Genomic DNA, 15873 nt, shown 5'->3' with positions numbered 1-15873 from the left:
GCCCGGAAGGCTGACAGCTGCTGTCGGTGTCCGGGCCTTTTTTCGTGGCCGGACGCCAACGATTCACCCGGGTGGCTTTTACGCTTCACCCTGGGGCCGGGGCCGGCTCACCCCGTTTGTGTCAGGATAGATGCCAAAGGATGCGGATGTTTGACTCAGTTAACGGCTCAGCAACCAAATCTTCCATCCTTCATTCTTACCACTATGCGCCACTTCTCCGCCCCCGTTCTTCGCTTCCGTTTTTTGCTGCTGCTGGTACTGCTGGTGTCTGGCACTATTGCCCAGGCACAAAAGCAGCCGGCTTTGGCTACTGGCCCTCGCACCGTACTCACTTCCGATTCGGTGAAGCTGTTTGTGCAGGTAGCGGGCCAGGGTACGCCCTGCCTGTTTGTGCACGGCGGGCCGGGGGCGGGTAGCTACTCGTTTGAGAAGCTGGGCGGAAACCGGCTGGAAGACAAGCTGCAGATGGTGTACCTGGACCAGCGCGGCAGTGGGCGCTCGGGCAGTTCCCGCACCAAAAACTACTCCATGGCCCGCATGGTGCAGGATATGGAAGAGCTGCGCCAGCAGCTAGGCGTACAGAAATGGGTGGTGATGGCCCACTCCTTCGGGGGCACCATTGCCACGGCCTACGCCCAGAAGTACCCCCAGCGGGTGCAGGCCCTGGTGCTGGTGAACAGCGTGCTGAACCCGGTAGCTTCGTTGGATAGCATGCTGGCCTACGGTACCAGCCTGCTACCTGCCGCCGCCCGTCCCGCCCCCGGCCTGCCCCAGATGCAGCGGTTTGGCATGGTAATGGGCGCTTTGCAACAGCAAAAAATGGCCGGACAACTCCAATTCTCGCACGACTCCCTGGCCGCCCGGGCCATGCGCGCCAGCCGCGCCGTACCCGGCAACCCGGAGTTTGCCCAGCAGGTATTCAGCGGCCGGCTGGCTGATTACGGTCAGGATTACGGCCCCGCCACGGCCCGGCTCACCATGCCTGCGCTGGTAATTCTGGGCGAAGACGACCATACCACCGGCGCCACGGCCGCTACTTACCAGTTCCCCCGCAAGCAGGTGGTTACGCTGCCCGGCAAGCACAACTCGTTTCTGGAGCAGCCCGCGCAGTTCCGGCAGGTGGTAGCGGACTTCGTGCAAAAAAACCGGTAAGATTCACCACAACACGGCGGCCTTGCTGCACAGCACTGGCTCCGGGCGCACCCGCACGGCCCGCTGCAACCCACTTTATTCCTCTATGCCAATGTCGTATCCTGCCTCCGCTCGCCTGTTGGCCGCGGCTCTGCCCGCACCGCACTACCACGATACGTACCGCCTGCCGGTAGCAACTGCTCTGCCGGCTTCAGAGGCGGCCCGCCTGCTGTTTGGGCCTGATTCGGCCCCATGTTGGGTGCGCTGCCTGCTAGCCCTGCGCAACACCCTGGCGTCCTGGGTAGGCTTGAAGTCCACCCTCCGGCCGGGGCCCATGCCCGATCAGCTGGAAGCCGGCGGGCAGTTGGGGCCTTTTCGGATATTCGCCGTACAGCCCACGGAGGTTCTGCTGGGCCTTGATGACCGGCACCTCAACTTCCGGGTAGCCGTGCTGACGGCCGAGCCCCACACGGTGGACCTAACCACCGCCGTGCATTTTCACAACTGGGTTGGGCGCGTATATTTCGCCGGTATTACCCCGTTTCACCGGGCCGTGGTGCGGGCCCTGTTGCGCCGGGCCGAGCCCCGCTTCATGGCCCCTTATGCCTCTCATGCCGTTTCGTGACCGTCTGCTGCTGCTCTGGGGCATTCCCATTGGCTCCTTGCTAGTGCTGCTGCCCCGGGGGCTGCTGCAGGTGCGGTCAATACCTGAGTTTCTGGTGGCCTGGGCAGTTTCCTTGAGCTTTACTACGGTATTCTGGTTATCGGGCCGTGCCCTGTGGGCTCTCTTGTTCCGACGGTTTCCGGGCATGCACCAAACGCGGCAGCGACTGTGGCTGCTGGCCAGCATCAATACCACTACTACGGCCGTGGTTACAGTGATGCTGCTGTCTATTTCAGCGAAACTGCACGGCATTCAGCTGCCAGTTTCGGTATGGTTTACCGAGTTCGGTCTGAACATGGTACCCACCATCATTGTGCAGCTCATCTACGAAAGCTGGAATTATTTCCGGCAGTGGGCCGAGAATGTGCGCCGCACCGAGCAGCTGCAGAGTGCCAGCACCCGCAGTCAGCTGGAAGCGTTGCAAAGTCAGCTCGACCCGCATTTTCTGTTCAACTCCCTCAACACCCTCTCGGCCCTTATTGAACCCGACAACGCGGCGGCCCAGGATTTCGTGGAGCAGCTTTCCGATGTGTACCGCTACGTGCTGCTGGCCCGCGACCAAACCACCGTGCCGCTGAGCGAGGAGATGGCCTTCGTGGAAACCTACTTGGCCCTGCACAGAGCCCGCTTCCGCGACAATCTGCGGGTGCAGTGGCAGGTGCCGCCCGCCGCCCACGCGGCCCGGGTGGCTCCGCTCAGCGTGCAGCTGCTGGTGGAAAACGCCCTCAAGCACAACGTGGCCTCCCGGGAACACCCGCTGCGACTGGAACTCACCGCCGACCCGGCCACTGGCTCCTTCACGGTGCGCAACACCCTGCGCCCCCGCACCGCCGGCCTCGCGCCCGGCACCGGCACCGGCCTGCGCAATGTGCGCCACCGCTACGAGCTGCTGCAAGCCACCCACCCGGTAGCCGTCAGCACTGAAAACGGCTGGTTTCAGGTGCGGCTGCCGTTACTTTGAGGAGTTAGAAAAAAGAACGTCATTCTGCCTCCCCACTAACTTCTCACTCCTACCTCTGCATGACCGTTCTGCTGCTCGAAGACGAATACCCGGCCGCCGAGCGGCTGCAACGCCTGCTGCGCCAAGCCTCTCCCGAAGCTCAGGTACTGGCCGTACTGGATAGCGTGGCCGGAGCTCTGCACTGGCTGGATACGAACCCGGCCCCCGACCTGATTCTGAGTGATATTCAGCTGGCCGATGGGCTGAGCCTGGAAGTATTTGAGCAAACAGTGGTGCGCAGTCCGGTTATCTTCACCACGGCCTACGACGCCTACGCCATCCGGGCCTTCCGGGCCAACAGCGTGGACTACCTGCTCAAACCCGTGAAGCTGGCCGAGCTGACCACCGCCCTTACGAAGCTCCACGAATGGCGCACCCCGGCCGCCCCCTCCCGCCCCGCCGATGATACGGCCCAGCGCCTGGAGCGCCTGCTCGATGCCCTGCCCCGACCGGAGCGGCAGTTTAAAACCCGTTTTCTGGTGCGCAGCGGCGAGCAGCTGCTGCCGGTGGCCGCCACCCAGGCCGCCTGGTTCCAGAGCCGCCACGAAACCACCACCCTCTGCACCCTCGACGGCCGCCGCTTCGTGGTGGAGTACACCCTGGAACAGCTCGAAACCCTCCTCGACCCCGCCCAGTTCTTCCGCCTCAACCGCCAGTTGCTGGCCCAGCTACCCGCCGTGCAGCGCCTGCACCCGCACTTCAACGGCAAGCTGCTGGTGGATTTGCACCCCGCCCCCAGCGAGGAAGTACTGGTGAGCCGGGAAAAAGCCGGGGCCGTGAAGAACTGGCTGGAAGGGTGAGCCTGATGGTTTCTGTGGTTCAACTCTGAGACAGAAACCACACGAGCGCACCGCCAGCAGCCGCACCTACCAGACTACCCACCAGTAACTCAAGTAGCGTATGTCGGCGTAGCACGAGCCGCGAGGCGGCTATCAAGGCAGCTACCATCACGGCTACGCCACCCCCGATAGGCTCCATATACAGTAGTATGCTGGCCAGAAAGAAGGACATGGCCGCGTGCAACGACACCTTCAGCCAAAAATTGAGCCCATAGCACCCCAGCAGCAACGCCCACGCCGCAAGCAATCCGTACCGAAATCCGCCATCGGCTGGCTGCTGCCAAAACACGACCAGCGTAGCCAGCCCCAGCAACCCCAGCAGCAGCGGATAAAAGGAGTTGCGCTGTTTCCGCTCCGACACATCAAAGTTGGTATAGGAACCGCGCCGCGTCTGGCGCAAATTCCACCAGCTTATGGGCAGCACTACCACCAGCACCACACTGCCGATAGCCCATCCGGCACCAGCCCCCAAGCCCTGCCGATAAGCTACAAAGGCAACCAGGACGGGAGCCAGAATCAGCGGATGCCCCAGCAACGACACCACCGTGGCCACCCGGCGCAGCAACAACGAGTCAGGCATACGTTTACCGATCCAGCCAGGCCTTGAAGGCGTTGACCTTTTCGCGGCTGACCAGCACGGTGTCGTTGTCGGGGGCGGCGGGCTTGAGGATGGTTTGCAGGCGGGAGTTAGTGTAGTGGATGATGTCGTGGATGGCCTCGGCGTGGGCTAGGTAGGCGCGGTTGAGGCGGAAAAACTCCAGCGGATCGAGCAGACCTTCCAGCTGCTCCAGCGTGTAGTCCACCACGAAGCGGCGACCTTCGCGGGTGTGCAGCAGCGTCACTTTCTCCAGGCTGGCGAAGTAGGCAATCTGCTCCACCGGAATGGCCTTCAGGTGCTCGCCCACCCGCACCACGAAGCGCGTTTTGTACTCCCGCGCGGGCTGGGCCTGCTGCAGCATGCGCGTGAGCAAAGCCGCATCGAACTGGGGCGCGGCCTGCTGCTGCTGGCGGTGCAGCTTATCCAGGGCCGCCGTCAGCTCCTCCGGGTCGATGGGCTTGAGCAGGTAGTCCACGCTGTTCACCTTGAAGGCGCGCAGGGCATACTTGTCGTAGGCGGTGGTGAAGATGACGGGCGTGCGGATTTCCAGCCGCTCGAACAGCTCGAAGCTCAGCCCGTCGGCCAGATGGATATCCAGAAACAGCACGTCGGGCGGGGCGGCCTGCAGGCTTTGCAGCAGCGCCACGGCCTCCGCCACCGATTCGGCCGTGCCCACCACGACCACCGGCTGCGGGTATTTTTTCAACAAACCGGCCAGCCGGGAGGCGGCCAGCGGCTCATCTTCCACAATTAAAGCGCGCAACGGGGTAGTGGTCGGGGTCATAGGCGAAAACAGGACGAACAGGGACTTTTCGGGAGTGGAGGGAAAGATAAGAACGTCATGCTGAGCGAAGCCAGAGGCGCAGTCGAAGCATGACGTGCTGTTATGTTTCCGGATGCCTGGCCGCTACTGCAGTTCCAGCAGCGGCAGCGTTACGGCAAACTCGGTTTCGGAGGCTTCTACCAGCACGGGGCGGGGCGTGAGGAAGGCGTAGCGGGCTTGCAGGTTTTTCAGGCCCACGCCCATCGATTCGCCCTCGGCCAAACGGCGGGTTTGCCGGGAGTTGCGCACGGTGAGCGTGCGGGCCGCCTCGTCCAGCTCGATGCAGATGCGCAGCGGGTCGCGCTGGGAGGTGGCGTTGTGCTTGAGGGCGTTTTCCAGCAGCAGCTGCAACGCCAGCGGCGGCACCAGCAGCGCCCCGGTAGCAGCAGTAAGCGGGGGCAGCTGCACCTGCAACCCTTCGCCCAGGCGGGTGCGCTGCAGAAACAGGTAGGCCTCGCCAAACTTCATTTCCTCGGCCAGCAGTACCACTTCCTGATCCTGACTATCGAGCACGTAGCGGTACACCTGGCTGAGCTGACGGATAAAGCGGGAGGCCCGCGCGGGGTCGTTTTCCTCCACCAGCGAGGTCAGGGCGTTCAGGGAGTTGAACAGGAAATGCGGGTCGAGCTGGCGGCGCAGACTGTCGGCCTGGGCCTGGGCATTTTCCTTTTCCAGCCGCTGCGCCCGCACCGATACTTCGCGCCAGCTCAGCAGAAACGAGCGGCTGTGCATGAACAACGACACCACCAGCGTAATGCCCAGCGGTATCACAAACGCCTTCCAGCTGATGCTCCAGAACGACTTGTGAAAGTAGCCCACCCGGAACGCCGTCGTCACCACCAGAATAACCAGCAGCGAGGCCAGCAACGACACGGCCACCGTGGTCAGAAACCGCCGCAGCGGATTCTCCGTCCAGTCCACGTAGCGGTTCAGCAGCTCGGAGGGCACGCCGTTGGCCAACCACAGGCCGGTGGTGTAGCAGAAGTTGTAGCCGAAGGAGACAAGAAAATCCTCGCTCCAGACCGCACAGCCCGGGCAAAAGGCAAAGCTCAGTACAACCGACAGCACCAGCATCAACCCCAGTGTTTTCAGCCAGGTGTATTTCGGGTAGTGTTTCCCCAGTACGGCGGATTGTTCCATGAGCAAGCAGCATGACAAACGAAGCGAAAAGATACGCAGCGGCCGGTAGCGCAGCAGCGTGAACTTGGTAGTTCGCGCTACTGCGCTACCGGCCGTTGCAATCAGCTATTTAGCGGCGGTGGCGGTTTGGTAGGCTTTCAGGCGGCCCAACACCTGCCGCTCGCCCCAGTTTGGGGCCAGGGCCGAGGCGGGCCGGAAGGCAGCAAAACGGGCCTTGGCTTCCTCGTACACGGGTTTGGCCACCTCGGCCCCGCCCCCGAACATGGCGGGCGTGTAGTACACGTTGTTGGCTTCCACCAGGTAGATGCGCGGGTTGGCGGGATTCAGCTTTTTGGCCTGAGCCAGCGCCTCCTTCACCATCCCCGAATACTTCATGGAGCGCAGCATGGGCGACACGCCAAGGCGGGCCTGGTAAATGTAGCTCTGCAGCACTAGCAGCTCGGCTTCGTCGCCGCCCAGCTTGCGGGCCTGGGTGAGGGCGGCCTCGGCGCGGTCGAGGTACTGGTCCTTCACGTCGCCGTCTTCCTTGCTCTGGAAGCAGGTAATCACGCGGGCGTAGGCCTGGTAGTAGCGGGGCAGCCAGTCCTGGGGGGCCACGGTGGCGGCGCGCTCCAGGCGGGCATCCAGCTGCTTGAGCACGGTCGGCTCGCCGGTGCTCATCAGCTCCTGCACAGTGGTTCCCAGCAGGGCGGCGTAGGAGCCAGCCGGAGCAGCTGCGGTAGTGGTGGCCGGAGCGGCAGAGGCAGCAGCCGGGGCGGCGTTCTGGGCCAAAGCGGCGAGGGAGGCGGTTACGCAGGCGAGGGTCAGCAAGGCAGTCTTCATAGCGAAGGGGGTTTGTGGTGATTGATGCTTCAAAGGTGCATCCCGCCCGCCACCCCCGAAATTCGCCGTTACCGAAGCGTCGGATTACCCGGATGAAGCGTTGGATTTTGTTTTTCCGTTGCTTGCTTTTCGTTTTTGGTGACCTGTCGCACAGGTGACAACGGGCATTGCGCGGGTGACAACGGTCACTGTTCGGGTGACAACGGATGCTACACAGGTGGCAAAGAGCATTGCGCGGGCGGCAACGACTGCTGCACGGATGACATAGGTTGTCACATGAATGAGAAGGCGGAACTACTGGTCCGGCGGCGGCAAGCCGTCGGGCCGGTTGCCAGTTGCTGATGTTGCGGCGGCGGGCGGATGAACCATACGACAACCGGCCCGACAGCTTACAGCTGCCGGACCGGGACCTCCCAACCAAAAACCAACACCCAAAAACCAAAAACGCTACTCCGGCCGCTCGTTCACATCCCCCGGCGACTTCTTATTGATGGAGATGAACACGCCCAGAAACACCATGCGCGGCGCGGTGGGGCCGATGGCCACGCGGTTGAACTGGCCGTCGGCGGCGGGCTGGCTGGCGTAGCGGTAGCCGAACACGTTCGGGCGGCCCAGCACGTTGTTCACGGCCGCGTGTACTACTGTGTACTGGCCGAACAGGCGGGTGATGTAGCTGGCGTTCAGGCTCAGCTCCTGGTAGCTGGGCAGGCGGCCCTGGTTATAGCCGGCCTCGGGCTGGTTCAGGTCGTGGTAGCGGCGGGGGCTGCCGTAGCTGGCCGTGGCTCCCAGCAGCGTGTGCAGCCCGCCCACCCAGTATTTCCCAACCACCGACACATTGTGCCGGGCCGCGAAGGTGGGCACGGCCGCGACCGGATCCTGGCGGTACTGGCGGCGGGTATCCAGGAAGCCGTAGCTGATATAGTACTCCAGGTTTTTCACCGTTTTCCGGTCGCGCCACAGCACGTCCAGGCCCCGGGCGTAGCCACTGCCGCCGTTGTCGTAGCCCAGCGGGTTGCGCGGGGCCGAGCCCTCGAAGCGGGTGAGGTGGCGGTAGGTTTTGTGGTAGGCTTCTACCTGCAACAGTTGCCGGTCGTGGGTGTACTGGTAGGTGAGCACCGCGTGGGTAGCCTGCTCGAAGCGCAGCCGGGGCTGCACCAGTAGCAGCGCATTGTCGGGGGTCTGGTAAAACCGCCCGTACGCCCCCGAAACCGAGCTATTTTCGAACGTCTGATACGCCAGGGCCACCCGGGGCGCGGCGTTCCAGCGGCGCAGCACCGCCGAGTACTCGGTGCGCGCGCCCACCCGCCCCGCCAGCCGGTCCGTCAGTTGAAAGTCGGATTCCACGAAGGCCGCCGCCCGCTTTTCGCTGAAACCGGGGCGGTACACAGTGGCCTCGACCACGTTGGGCTGCACCTGCTGCCGTACCTGCTGGGCCAGCACCTCGGCCCCCACCTTCACGTTCCAGCGGGTGGCCGCCGAGTCGTTGATGAGCACCACCCGGCCCACCACCGCCTGCTCCAGCGTACGCAGCCGCACCGAATCGGGCCGCAGCTGCTGGTTGTCGCGGCTCAGGGCCAAGCCGGTCTGCAGACTCCAGCCCCGGCGCAATGGGCTGCGCAAAGTGGTGTTGAGGTAGCCGTTGGCGTTGCGCAGGCCCACCGTCTGGGTACCGACCGGCTCGGGGCTGGGCTGCCCGATCCGGAACTGCTGGCTGGTCCAGGTGCCGTACACTTTCAGCATGCCGGCCTGGCCGGTGCGGTGGTGCAGGGCCACGGAGGTAGCCAACCCGCGCGGGGCCTGGTCCCAGCGCACGTTCTGGGGCAGCAGGCCGGTGTAGGGCGTCAGGTTGGTATAATCGGCCGTGACGGCCAACGAGGTCCGCTCCCACCGCTTGGTGCGCGAGGCTCCCAGGAACACCGAGGTAGCCGAGAGGCCGGTCTGGGTTTCGGGGGCCAGATCGGTGGAGTTCAGCAACAGTACGCCCGACAGCGCCTGCCCGTACAGCGCCGAGTAGCCGCCGGTACTGAACACGGTACCTTTGAACAGGGTGGGCGCAAACCGGCCCCGGGCCGGCACGGCCGCCACGGTGGCGTTATACGGGTTCTGCACGGGCAGCCCGTCGAGGTAAGTTTTGGTTTCCGAAGCCGCCCCACCCCGCACGAACAGCATGCCGTCCTCGCCCACCCGGGTGGTGCCGGGCAGGGTGTTGAAGGCCGCCGCCACATCGGCCAGTGCGCCGGCGGTGGTTTGCACGTCGCGGGTGTTAAGGGCGGCGCTGCGGTGCTCGTCGCTGGCCTCGAAGGCCCCGGCCGTAATCACCACCGAGCCCAGCGCGTGGGGCTCACTCTTGAGCACGAGCGTGAGCGGCAGCGGCTGCCCGGTCAGCTCCACGGCCCGCTCCGTGGTAACAAAGCCCAGCAGACTGGCCTGCAACGTATAGTGCCCCACTGCTTCCGTAGCGAACCGGAACCGGCCTACCGAGTCAGTACTGGCCCCGTCGAAGGTGGTTTTGAGGAACACGTTCACGCCCGGCAGCGGCTGGCCCGCCGCGTCGCGCACGGTGCCGCTGAGGGTGGTGACAGTGGTGGTCTGGGCCTGCGCGGGGAGGCCAGCCAGCAGGAAAAGGAACAGGTAGAGGAGGCGTTTCATAGCAGCAGCAGCGAAGTGATGCCCGAAAGTGGGCTCTTACTGCCGCCGCTGAAACTCGCCGTTACCGAAGCGTCGGATTCGGTGGATGAAGCGTCTTCAAGCTGCCAGAAACGGATACCATCCCGTCAGCAGCTTTACCATTCCCGTTCTCTCAGCGCTTCTTCGCCATCGATATCAACATCGAAAAAGCGTAGAATCTCGTCTATCGTTGCTCCAATAGATTCCCTAGCCTCCGTTTCTAATTCGCTGTCATTTTCTTCAAATTCCTCCTGGAGATGATTAATCTTCAAGGTCATTTTGTCGAGTGCAGCCTGAATTTCCGCGTTGGATGAATTTCCCTGTTCCAGGAAGCCGACTACATCTTCAATTGCGGCTTTAATCTTATCGACCAGAAACGCAGGAAAGTAATCATCCTCATACATATCTGTCAGATACGCAAAGTCCTTCGGAAGCTTTTTTGCCTGCATAGTATACGTTTGTTGGGTGTCTTTTTCAGTCTGCTTGCTTGTCGATTCTGTATCAGACTGCTGCGCAATATCAACTCTCGCTACATAGACGCATCATCAGCTGGCCGGCAGCGTCAGCCGGAACTCGGTGCCTTCGCCGGGCTGCGACGTGACCTCCAGCCGGCCGCCGTGGCCGTTCACCACAATATCGTGGCTGAGCGACAGGCCGAGGCCGGTGCCCTCGCCCACGGGCTTGGTAGTGAAAAACGGCTCGAAGATGCGGGGCAATACCTCGGACGCAATGCCGGGGCCATTGTCGCGCACCCACAGGCGCAGGCGGCCGTCGGGCAGGCGGTGGCTGCCGATGGTTACGGTGGGCTTATAGCCCACTTCGGCGCGCTGCTGGCGCTGGCGCACGGCGTATAAGGCGTTGGTGCAGAGGTTGAGCAGCACCCGGCCCAGGTCCTGCGCTACCACCGACACGGCGGGCAGGGCGGGTTCCAGCTCCGTTCGCACCTCGGCCGCGAAGCCCGGAAACTGCTGCTGCATGCCCGCGTAGGCCAGTTCCAGCTGCTCCCGGGCCAGCTCGTTGAGGTCGGTTAGGGCACGCGGGGCCTGGCCGGTGCGGGCGTGTTCCAGCATGCCCTTAATGATGGCCGTGGCCCGCTGCCCGTGCTGACTGATGTTGAGCAGGTTCTGCTTGAGCCCATCGAGGATGTCGCGCTCCAGGTTGCCGTCGCGGGCCAGTTGCTGGGCCCCGTTGATTTCGTCCACCAGCTCCGTGCTGACTTCGGCAAACCGCTTCACGAAGCTGAGCGGGTTTTGCAGCTCGTGGGCCACGCCGGCCGTCATTTCGCCCAGGAAGGCCATTTTCTCGCGCTGCACCAGCATCAGCTGGGCCTGTTTGAGGTCGGCTAGGGAGGCCTGCAAGGCGGCGTTGGTACGCTGCATCCGCCGGCCGTGACGCAGCCGCAGAGCCAGCAGCAGCCCCAGCACTGCCAGGCCCGCCAGCAGGCCGTAGGTCTGGTAGCGGTTGTGGATGGCCTGCTGGGCGGCCACGGCTTCCTGGGCGCGCTGCCGCTCCAGGTAGTCCACGTTCTGCAGACGCATCACCTTCTCCTGCCCGAACAACGTGTCCTTCATGGTCACCAGCAGCTTCTGGTACCGGAAGGCGCTGTCCAGCTGGCCGCGCTGGGCGAAATCCTGCGTCAGCAGCACGCTGGCATTGAGCACCCCGCGCAGAAACCCGTTCTGCCGGGCCGCCTGGGCCCCGAGCCGGGCGTAGTGAATGCTGGAATCGGGCTGGTGTTGCTGCTGGTAGAGGGCGGCCAGCCCGAGGTAGGAGAAGTTGAGGCTGCGCAGGTGCCGCCGCCGCTTCGACTCGGCCACGCTGCGGCGGTAGTAGTCCCGGGCCTCCGCGAAACGGCCCTGCTTGCGGGCCACGTTGCCCAGCCCGTACAGGATGTAGTTGGTGGAAGCGTGCAGCCGCTGGGCCAGCTGGTAGGCCCGCTGCTGGTAATAGGCGGCCGAGTCCAGCTCGTCGTACAGATCATAGGCCAGCCCGATATTGCTCAGGTCCACGGCAATCCGGCGCTCATCGCCCAGCAGGCTATCCAGCCGCAGGCCCTCAAAGTAATATGACAGCCCCAGCTGCCGGTCGCGCAAATACACGTAGATAATGCCGATGCTGCGCAGGTTCTGGGCTTGCAGCGTGGTATCGCGCAGTTCCCGGCCCAGCCGCCACGACTCCTGAAACAGCTCCAGTGCTCGGGCCAAATTACTTTCCCGCAACGCTGCGCCTAAACGGTTGAGCGCGGCCCCTTCGCCCGCCCGATTATGAGTGCGCCGGGCCAGCGCCAGCGCCCGCCGCGAGTACGCGGCGGCGGCCTCCGTATCGGAAGCCCACAGCTGGTCGCTGATGCGGCACAGCAGCTGCACCCGGCTGCTGTCGGACTGGGGCAGCCGCTCCAGGGCCTGTAGGCTGTCGAGGGCCGAATGCCAGCGCGGCCCGGGTGCCTGAGCGGAAGCCAGCCGGGGCAGCAACAGCAGCAGCAGCACCGCCAGGCGGCTGAGCACAGGTAGCAGAGAAGAAATTACTGGTCTGGCCAAAGGACTATGTGGTACGCTCTCAGTCAGTTTGTGAAGCTGAACAGTCTGCAAATATCCAACAAAAAAGCCTGATTCTGCGGAGCAGTTTCCGTAACCGCTGCCCTGGCACCACTACCACTGGTTTCGGCTGAATAAGCCCTGAATAAGGTAACATCTGCTGCCCCGGCGCGGCGGCAGAATCCTATATTTGGGCTCTACCGAAAGCTCCCGCTTATCTACACGCACAGATTTTATGTCTCCGATAACTACCCAGACCGATACGCTCATCGAATTTGTGCGCGGCCTTGGCCTCACGGTGCACGAGGCTTCCCTGGTGCAGCCCACCTTCCTGCCAGGCCTGCTCATCGCGCGGGGCCAGCTGGTGGTCGACCGGGAACGGCTGCTGTATCCCGGCGACATTCTGCACGAGGCGGGCCACTTGGCGGTTACGCCGGCCGCCGAGCGGCCGACCGTGGGCGGCAACATCACCGAAAACCACCCCGAGAAAGAAGGCGAGGAACTGGCCGTGCTGGCCTGGAGCTACGCCGCCGGCTGGGCGCTGGGCCTACCGACGAACGTGGTGTTTCATCCGGCCGGCTACAAAGGCCAGAGCGAGTGGCTGACAGAGCTGTTCGACAGTGGCCAGTACCTGGGCCTGCCGCTACTGGCATGGATGGGATTGACTTCGGCCGCTGATTTCCCCCGCATGCACCGGTGGCTGCGCGCCTAAGCCCGTACGTGCTGGCAGCCCGCCACGCGCTCCACCACGTAGCCGGTAGCCACACCGGCGGCGTAACACAGCAGGTCACTCCAGAGAAACCCGTGGCCCAGCACTAGCCCCCCCAGCATCGTGCCGCGCACGGCCAGCAGCCAGGGCGGCTGCCACAACTGGCTGATTTCAATGAGCACCGCGAAGCCCAGGGCCCATGCCGCTACCCGGCGGCTGCTCCAGCGGGGCCGCCCCCATCCTACCAGCCAGAACACCAGCAGTGCCCACAGCGCATCCCCGGCGTACGCGGCCACGAAGGCCGGCAGCCACGGGCCAAACCGGCGCGACGCCAGCCCCAGCAGGACGGTTCCGCCCGCCAGGACCACGTACAGGCCCCGGCTTCGGCAGGTACTCCGGGTGGCAGGCAGGGTAGCGCGGGGAGGAAGCATGACCAGCTAGCAATGGTCACGAAACTACACGCCAGCGGCCAGAGTACCGAATTTTGGCAAGCCGTACCTTGCAGCGCGCAGGCAGGAAGCCTGTACTTCTTTATTACTTCATTACTTCGGCTTCTGACCGAACCCTTTTTCGCCCGGCATGACCCTGACCTGGATTCTGAAACCCTTCCCGGACCTTACCACGCCGGAACTGTACGCTCTGCTGCAACTGCGCTCCGAAGTATTTGTGGTGGAACAAACCTGTGCCTTCCAGGATATCGACGGCCAGGACCAGCTGGCCTGGCACTTACTGGGCTACGCGCCTACCGGCGAGCTGGCAGCATACACGCGCCTGTTCGAGGCCGGCATCAGCTACCCCGAGGCCAGCATTGGGCGGGTAGTAGTAAGCCCCCGGTTCCGACGCTACGGCCTGGGCCGGGAGCTACTCCACCAGTCCATTGCCGCCGTGGGCCGGCTGTTTGGCGAGCAACCCATCCAGATTGGCGCGCAGCTGTACCTCCAGGCTTTTTACGAGAGCTTCGGCTTCCGGCAGGTGGGAGCCGGGTATCTGGAAGACGATATTCCGCACATTCACATGGTGCGGGCCTGAGCCACCTGCCGCGGCATAACACCCCGGTTGCCGCCCGTTTCAGGCAACGCGCTTGTTGCTGCTTACGTTAGGCCGGAACACTGTCCTTTCGCAAAGCCTGCCGGAAATTCAGGTGACTGAAGAACTTCCTTCTCCCTGAATTCCCTTTAGTCAACCGTTTTTCTTTCGTTTTCTGCTTTCCTGTTTCGTATGCCTGCCCACGCTTTTTCAGTCGATTATCAGCATCTGTTTCACTCCCTGCCCGATAATTTCCTGCTGATGGCCCCCGATGCCGATGCCACGATTGTGGACAATACGGATGGGCACGCGGCGGCATCATTGAAGAACCGGGCAGACGTAGTAGGCCGGCCTTTATTTGAAGCCTACCCGGCGACCAATGAGGCCTCGGCGCACATTATGCGCGAGTCGCATGAGCACGTGCGCCGTTATCTGGAGCCGCATACCATGCCGCTGATCCGGTATGATTTGGCGCGGTCGGAGGAACAGGGCGGCGGCCTGGAGGAAATGTACTGGGAAGCCACCCACTACCCCATTCTGGATGAGCAGGGCCAGTTGCAGTTTATTCTGCAGCGTACCCAGAACGTGACGGAACGGCACCTGGCCGAGTTGCGCAGCCAGCAGATGCAGCGGGAGCTGGACGAGCAGCAGGAACGCACCCGCTTTATCCTGGAGGCCCTGCCCGTGATGGTCTGGACCAACCGCCCCGATGGCTCCACCGACTACTTCAACACCCGCTGGCTGGAGTTCACCGGCCGCTCCCTAGTCGATACCGTCGGCTGGAACTGGACGCAGGATATTCATCCGGATGATATTGCCACGGTAGAAAAATTTTGGGCAAAGGCGCGCCTGGAGGGCTCCGAACTGCAGACGGAATACCGCCTGCGCCGCCACAACGGCCAGTTCCGATGGGTGCTGGTGCGCGCTTTGCCCCGCTTCGCCCCCGATGGCCAGCTGCTGATGTGGGTGGGCTGCGGTACCGATATCCATGACCAGAAGCTGATGGTGGAGGAGCTGCTGGAACAGAACGAGCAGCAGGCCGCGCTTTCCGACCAGGCCTACGAAACGTTCCGGCAGATGCAGCAGCAGCGCGAGACGTTTTACAACCTGTTTATGCACACGCCGGCCCTCATCTGCATTCTGCGGGGGCCGGAGCACCGCTACGAGTTTGTGAATCCGGAGTATCAGAAGTTATTCCCGAACCGGGATTTGGTGGGTTATACCGTAGCCGAAGCCCTGCCTGAAATTGCGGAACAGGGCGTCCTTGAGTTGCTGGACAAGGTATATACGACCGGCACGCCGTTCATCGGCAATGAGATACCCATTCTGCTGGACTGGAAAAACACCGGCCAAGTAGAACCGGCCTATTTTAATTTCACCTATCAGCAGTTTCAGGAACAGGGCCAAACATCTGGCATTACGGTTTTTGCCGTGAATGTTACGGACCTGGTCATGGCACGTAAGGCCCTCGAAAACCCCGGCTCCGATGTACGCTAGGTTCCGGTTTGCTATCTTCCCGGTAAGCGGGCGCCAACACACAGAAAAGTATGGAACTGAGTAAGCTGGATTTTCAGCAGGCCCGCATTAAGCAGGTGCTGTTCAAGTCGCGGCTGCGTTCCGTTTTATACGGCGTGCGGGAGCCCGACCCGGCCTTGTTTTCGCTGGCCGATAACCCGCTGGGCGCATGGCTGCACTCGGTAGTGAAGCCCCAGTACGGCACCAGTCTGCCCTACCAGCGGCTGGAGCAGGAGCTGTAGCGCATGCTGCTCACCGGCCGCGAGTTGGTGCAGCAGTACCAGCGGGGCCAGCTGGAAGAGTCCCGCTCCGGCCTGGAAAAGCTCGATGCCCACGCCACCCGCATGGAAAACCTGCTGCAGGAGCTGGAACAGTTGGTGTAGCCCGGTTGCCGGGACTACGCTG

At 63.2% G+C, this 15873-nt stretch carries 17 protein-coding genes; 9 read left to right on the top strand and 8 right to left on the bottom strand.

The genetic code is table 11. From position 1 onward, the window contains the following. Positions 1-204: 204 nt before the first annotated feature. From EI293_RS06500 to EI293_RS06485, 4 genes are all read left to right on the top strand, one after another. Positions 205-1152 (top strand): alpha/beta fold hydrolase, encoded by a 948-nt coding sequence (locus EI293_RS06500; RefSeq protein ID WP_170170280.1) that lies wholly within the window; start codon positions 205-207, stop codon positions 1150-1152. A gap of 91 nt (positions 1153-1243) precedes the next feature. After that, the gene (locus tag EI293_RS06495; RefSeq protein ID WP_170170279.1) at positions 1244-1756 is read left to right on the top strand and encodes a DUF2867 domain-containing protein; all 513 of its coding nucleotides are present in this window, start codon (positions 1244-1246) and stop codon (positions 1754-1756) included. Continuing rightward, on the top strand, positions 1743-2756 hold the full coding sequence (locus EI293_RS06490) for a sensor histidine kinase (protein WP_170170278.1): 1014 nt from the start codon (positions 1743-1745) through the stop codon (positions 2754-2756). The genes EI293_RS06495 and EI293_RS06490 overlap by 14 nt, the downstream gene beginning before the upstream one ends. Positions 2757-2815: 59 nt before the next feature. Continuing rightward, the gene (locus EI293_RS06485) at positions 2816-3595 is read left to right on the top strand and encodes a LytR/AlgR family response regulator transcription factor (RefSeq protein ID WP_125436347.1); all 780 of its coding nucleotides are present in this window, start codon (positions 2816-2818) and stop codon (positions 3593-3595) included. A gap of 19 nt (positions 3596-3614) precedes the next feature. On the opposite strand, the gene EI293_RS06480 is transcribed toward EI293_RS06485, so the two are convergent. From EI293_RS06480 to EI293_RS06450, 7 genes are all read right to left on the bottom strand, one after another. Continuing rightward, complete coding sequence (locus EI293_RS06480; RefSeq protein ID WP_125436346.1) at positions 3615-4214, bottom strand: phosphatase PAP2 family protein; 600 nt, start codon at positions 4212-4214, stop codon at positions 3615-3617. A 4-nt stretch (positions 4215-4218) separates the two neighbouring features. After that, positions 4219-5016, bottom strand: a complete 798-nt coding sequence (locus EI293_RS06475; RefSeq protein WP_246010563.1) for a LytR/AlgR family response regulator transcription factor — start codon at positions 5014-5016, stop codon at positions 4219-4221. 123 nt (positions 5017-5139) lie between these two features. Further along, positions 5140-6195: a sensor histidine kinase gene (locus EI293_RS06470; protein WP_125436345.1), complete on the bottom strand. Its 1056-nt coding sequence runs from the start codon at positions 6193-6195 to the stop codon at positions 5140-5142. Between the two features lie 105 nt (positions 6196-6300). Then, the gene (locus tag EI293_RS06465; RefSeq protein ID WP_125436344.1) at positions 6301-7017 is read right to left on the bottom strand and encodes a hypothetical protein; all 717 of its coding nucleotides are present in this window, start codon (positions 7015-7017) and stop codon (positions 6301-6303) included. Between the two features lie 447 nt (positions 7018-7464). Continuing rightward, positions 7465-9666 (bottom strand): TonB-dependent receptor, encoded by a 2202-nt coding sequence (locus EI293_RS06460; protein ID WP_125436343.1) that lies wholly within the window; start codon positions 9664-9666, stop codon positions 7465-7467. A 134-nt stretch (positions 9667-9800) separates the two neighbouring features. Beyond that, entirely contained in the window at positions 9801-10133 is a 333-nt protein-coding gene (locus tag EI293_RS06455) for a DUF5713 family protein (RefSeq protein WP_125436342.1), read from the bottom strand. 96 nt (positions 10134-10229) lie between these two features. After that, complete coding sequence (locus tag EI293_RS06450) at positions 10230-12188, bottom strand: ATP-binding protein (protein ID WP_125436341.1); 1959 nt, start codon at positions 12186-12188, stop codon at positions 10230-10232. A gap of 265 nt (positions 12189-12453) precedes the next feature. Between EI293_RS06450 and EI293_RS06445 the strand changes: the two genes are divergently transcribed. After that, positions 12454-12930: a hypothetical protein gene (locus EI293_RS06445; RefSeq protein WP_125436340.1), complete on the top strand. Its 477-nt coding sequence runs from the start codon at positions 12454-12456 to the stop codon at positions 12928-12930. Here the strand turns inward: EI293_RS06445 and EI293_RS06440 are convergent. Next, positions 12927-13358, bottom strand: coding sequence for a ribosomal maturation YjgA family protein (locus EI293_RS06440; protein WP_125436339.1), 432 nt, complete (start codon positions 13356-13358; stop codon positions 12927-12929). The genes EI293_RS06445 and EI293_RS06440 overlap by 4 nt on opposite strands. Positions 13359-13506: 148 nt before the next feature. Between EI293_RS06440 and EI293_RS06435 the strand changes: the two genes are divergently transcribed. From EI293_RS06435 to EI293_RS22055, 4 genes are all read left to right on the top strand, one after another. Beyond that, positions 13507-13956: a GNAT family N-acetyltransferase gene (locus tag EI293_RS06435; protein ID WP_125436338.1), complete on the top strand. Its 450-nt coding sequence runs from the start codon at positions 13507-13509 to the stop codon at positions 13954-13956. Positions 13957-14145: 189 nt separating this feature from the next. Beyond that, positions 14146-15450, top strand: coding sequence for a PAS domain-containing protein (locus EI293_RS06430; RefSeq protein WP_125436337.1), 1305 nt, complete (start codon positions 14146-14148; stop codon positions 15448-15450). A 50-nt stretch (positions 15451-15500) separates the two neighbouring features. Next, the gene (locus EI293_RS06425; protein WP_125436336.1) at positions 15501-15710 is read left to right on the top strand and encodes a hypothetical protein; all 210 of its coding nucleotides are present in this window, start codon (positions 15501-15503) and stop codon (positions 15708-15710) included. Between the two features lie 3 nt (positions 15711-15713). Further along, positions 15714-15851, top strand: coding sequence for a hypothetical protein (locus tag EI293_RS22055; protein WP_170170277.1), 138 nt, complete (start codon positions 15714-15716; stop codon positions 15849-15851). Positions 15852-15873: the final 22 nt, after the last annotated feature.

The organism is Hymenobacter perfusus, assembly GCF_003944765.1.
Classification (GTDB): domain Bacteria; phylum Bacteroidota; class Bacteroidia; order Cytophagales; family Hymenobacteraceae; genus Hymenobacter; species Hymenobacter perfusus.
Note: the sequence above shows the minus strand (reverse complement) of the source record. Positions and strands in the feature narration are given on the sequence as shown.

What these genes read in the sequence shown, in the direction of transcription:
- EI293_RS06500 (WP_170170280.1), top strand. Translation starts at nt 205, where the DNA reads ATGCGCCACTTCTCCGCCCCCGTTCTTCGCTTCCGTTTTTTGCTGCTG.
- EI293_RS06495 (WP_170170279.1), top strand. Translation starts at nt 1,244, where the DNA reads ATGTCGTATCCTGCCTCCGCTCGCCTGTTGGCCGCGGCTCTGCCCGCA.
- EI293_RS06490 (WP_170170278.1), top strand. Translation starts at nt 1,743, where the DNA reads ATGCCGTTTCGTGACCGTCTGCTGCTGCTCTGGGGCATTCCCATTGGC.
- EI293_RS06485 (WP_125436347.1), top strand. Translation starts at nt 2,816, where the DNA reads ATGACCGTTCTGCTGCTCGAAGACGAATACCCGGCCGCCGAGCGGCTG.
- EI293_RS06480 (WP_125436346.1), bottom strand. Translation starts at nt 4,214, where the DNA reads ATGCCTGACTCGTTGTTGCTGCGCCGGGTGGCCACGGTGGTGTCGTTG.
- EI293_RS06475 (WP_246010563.1), bottom strand. Translation starts at nt 5,016, where the DNA reads ATGACCCCGACCACTACCCCGTTGCGCGCTTTAATTGTGGAAGATGAG.
- EI293_RS06470 (WP_125436345.1), bottom strand. Translation starts at nt 6,195, where the DNA reads ATGGAACAATCCGCCGTACTGGGGAAACACTACCCGAAATACACCTGG.
- EI293_RS06465 (WP_125436344.1), bottom strand. Translation starts at nt 7,017, where the DNA reads ATGAAGACTGCCTTGCTGACCCTCGCCTGCGTAACCGCCTCCCTCGCC.
- EI293_RS06460 (WP_125436343.1), bottom strand. Translation starts at nt 9,666, where the DNA reads ATGAAACGCCTCCTCTACCTGTTCCTTTTCCTGCTGGCTGGCCTCCCC.
- EI293_RS06455 (WP_125436342.1), bottom strand. Translation starts at nt 10,133, where the DNA reads ATGCAGGCAAAAAAGCTTCCGAAGGACTTTGCGTATCTGACAGATATG.
- EI293_RS06445 (WP_125436340.1), top strand. Translation starts at nt 12,454, where the DNA reads ATGTCTCCGATAACTACCCAGACCGATACGCTCATCGAATTTGTGCGC.
- EI293_RS06440 (WP_125436339.1), bottom strand. Translation starts at nt 13,358, where the DNA reads ATGCTTCCTCCCCGCGCTACCCTGCCTGCCACCCGGAGTACCTGCCGA.
- EI293_RS06435 (WP_125436338.1), top strand. Translation starts at nt 13,507, where the DNA reads ATGACCCTGACCTGGATTCTGAAACCCTTCCCGGACCTTACCACGCCG.
- EI293_RS06430 (WP_125436337.1), top strand. Translation starts at nt 14,146, where the DNA reads ATGCCTGCCCACGCTTTTTCAGTCGATTATCAGCATCTGTTTCACTCC.
- EI293_RS06425 (WP_125436336.1), top strand. Translation starts at nt 15,501, where the DNA reads ATGGAACTGAGTAAGCTGGATTTTCAGCAGGCCCGCATTAAGCAGGTG.
- EI293_RS22055 (WP_170170277.1), top strand. Translation starts at nt 15,714, where the DNA reads ATGCTGCTCACCGGCCGCGAGTTGGTGCAGCAGTACCAGCGGGGCCAG.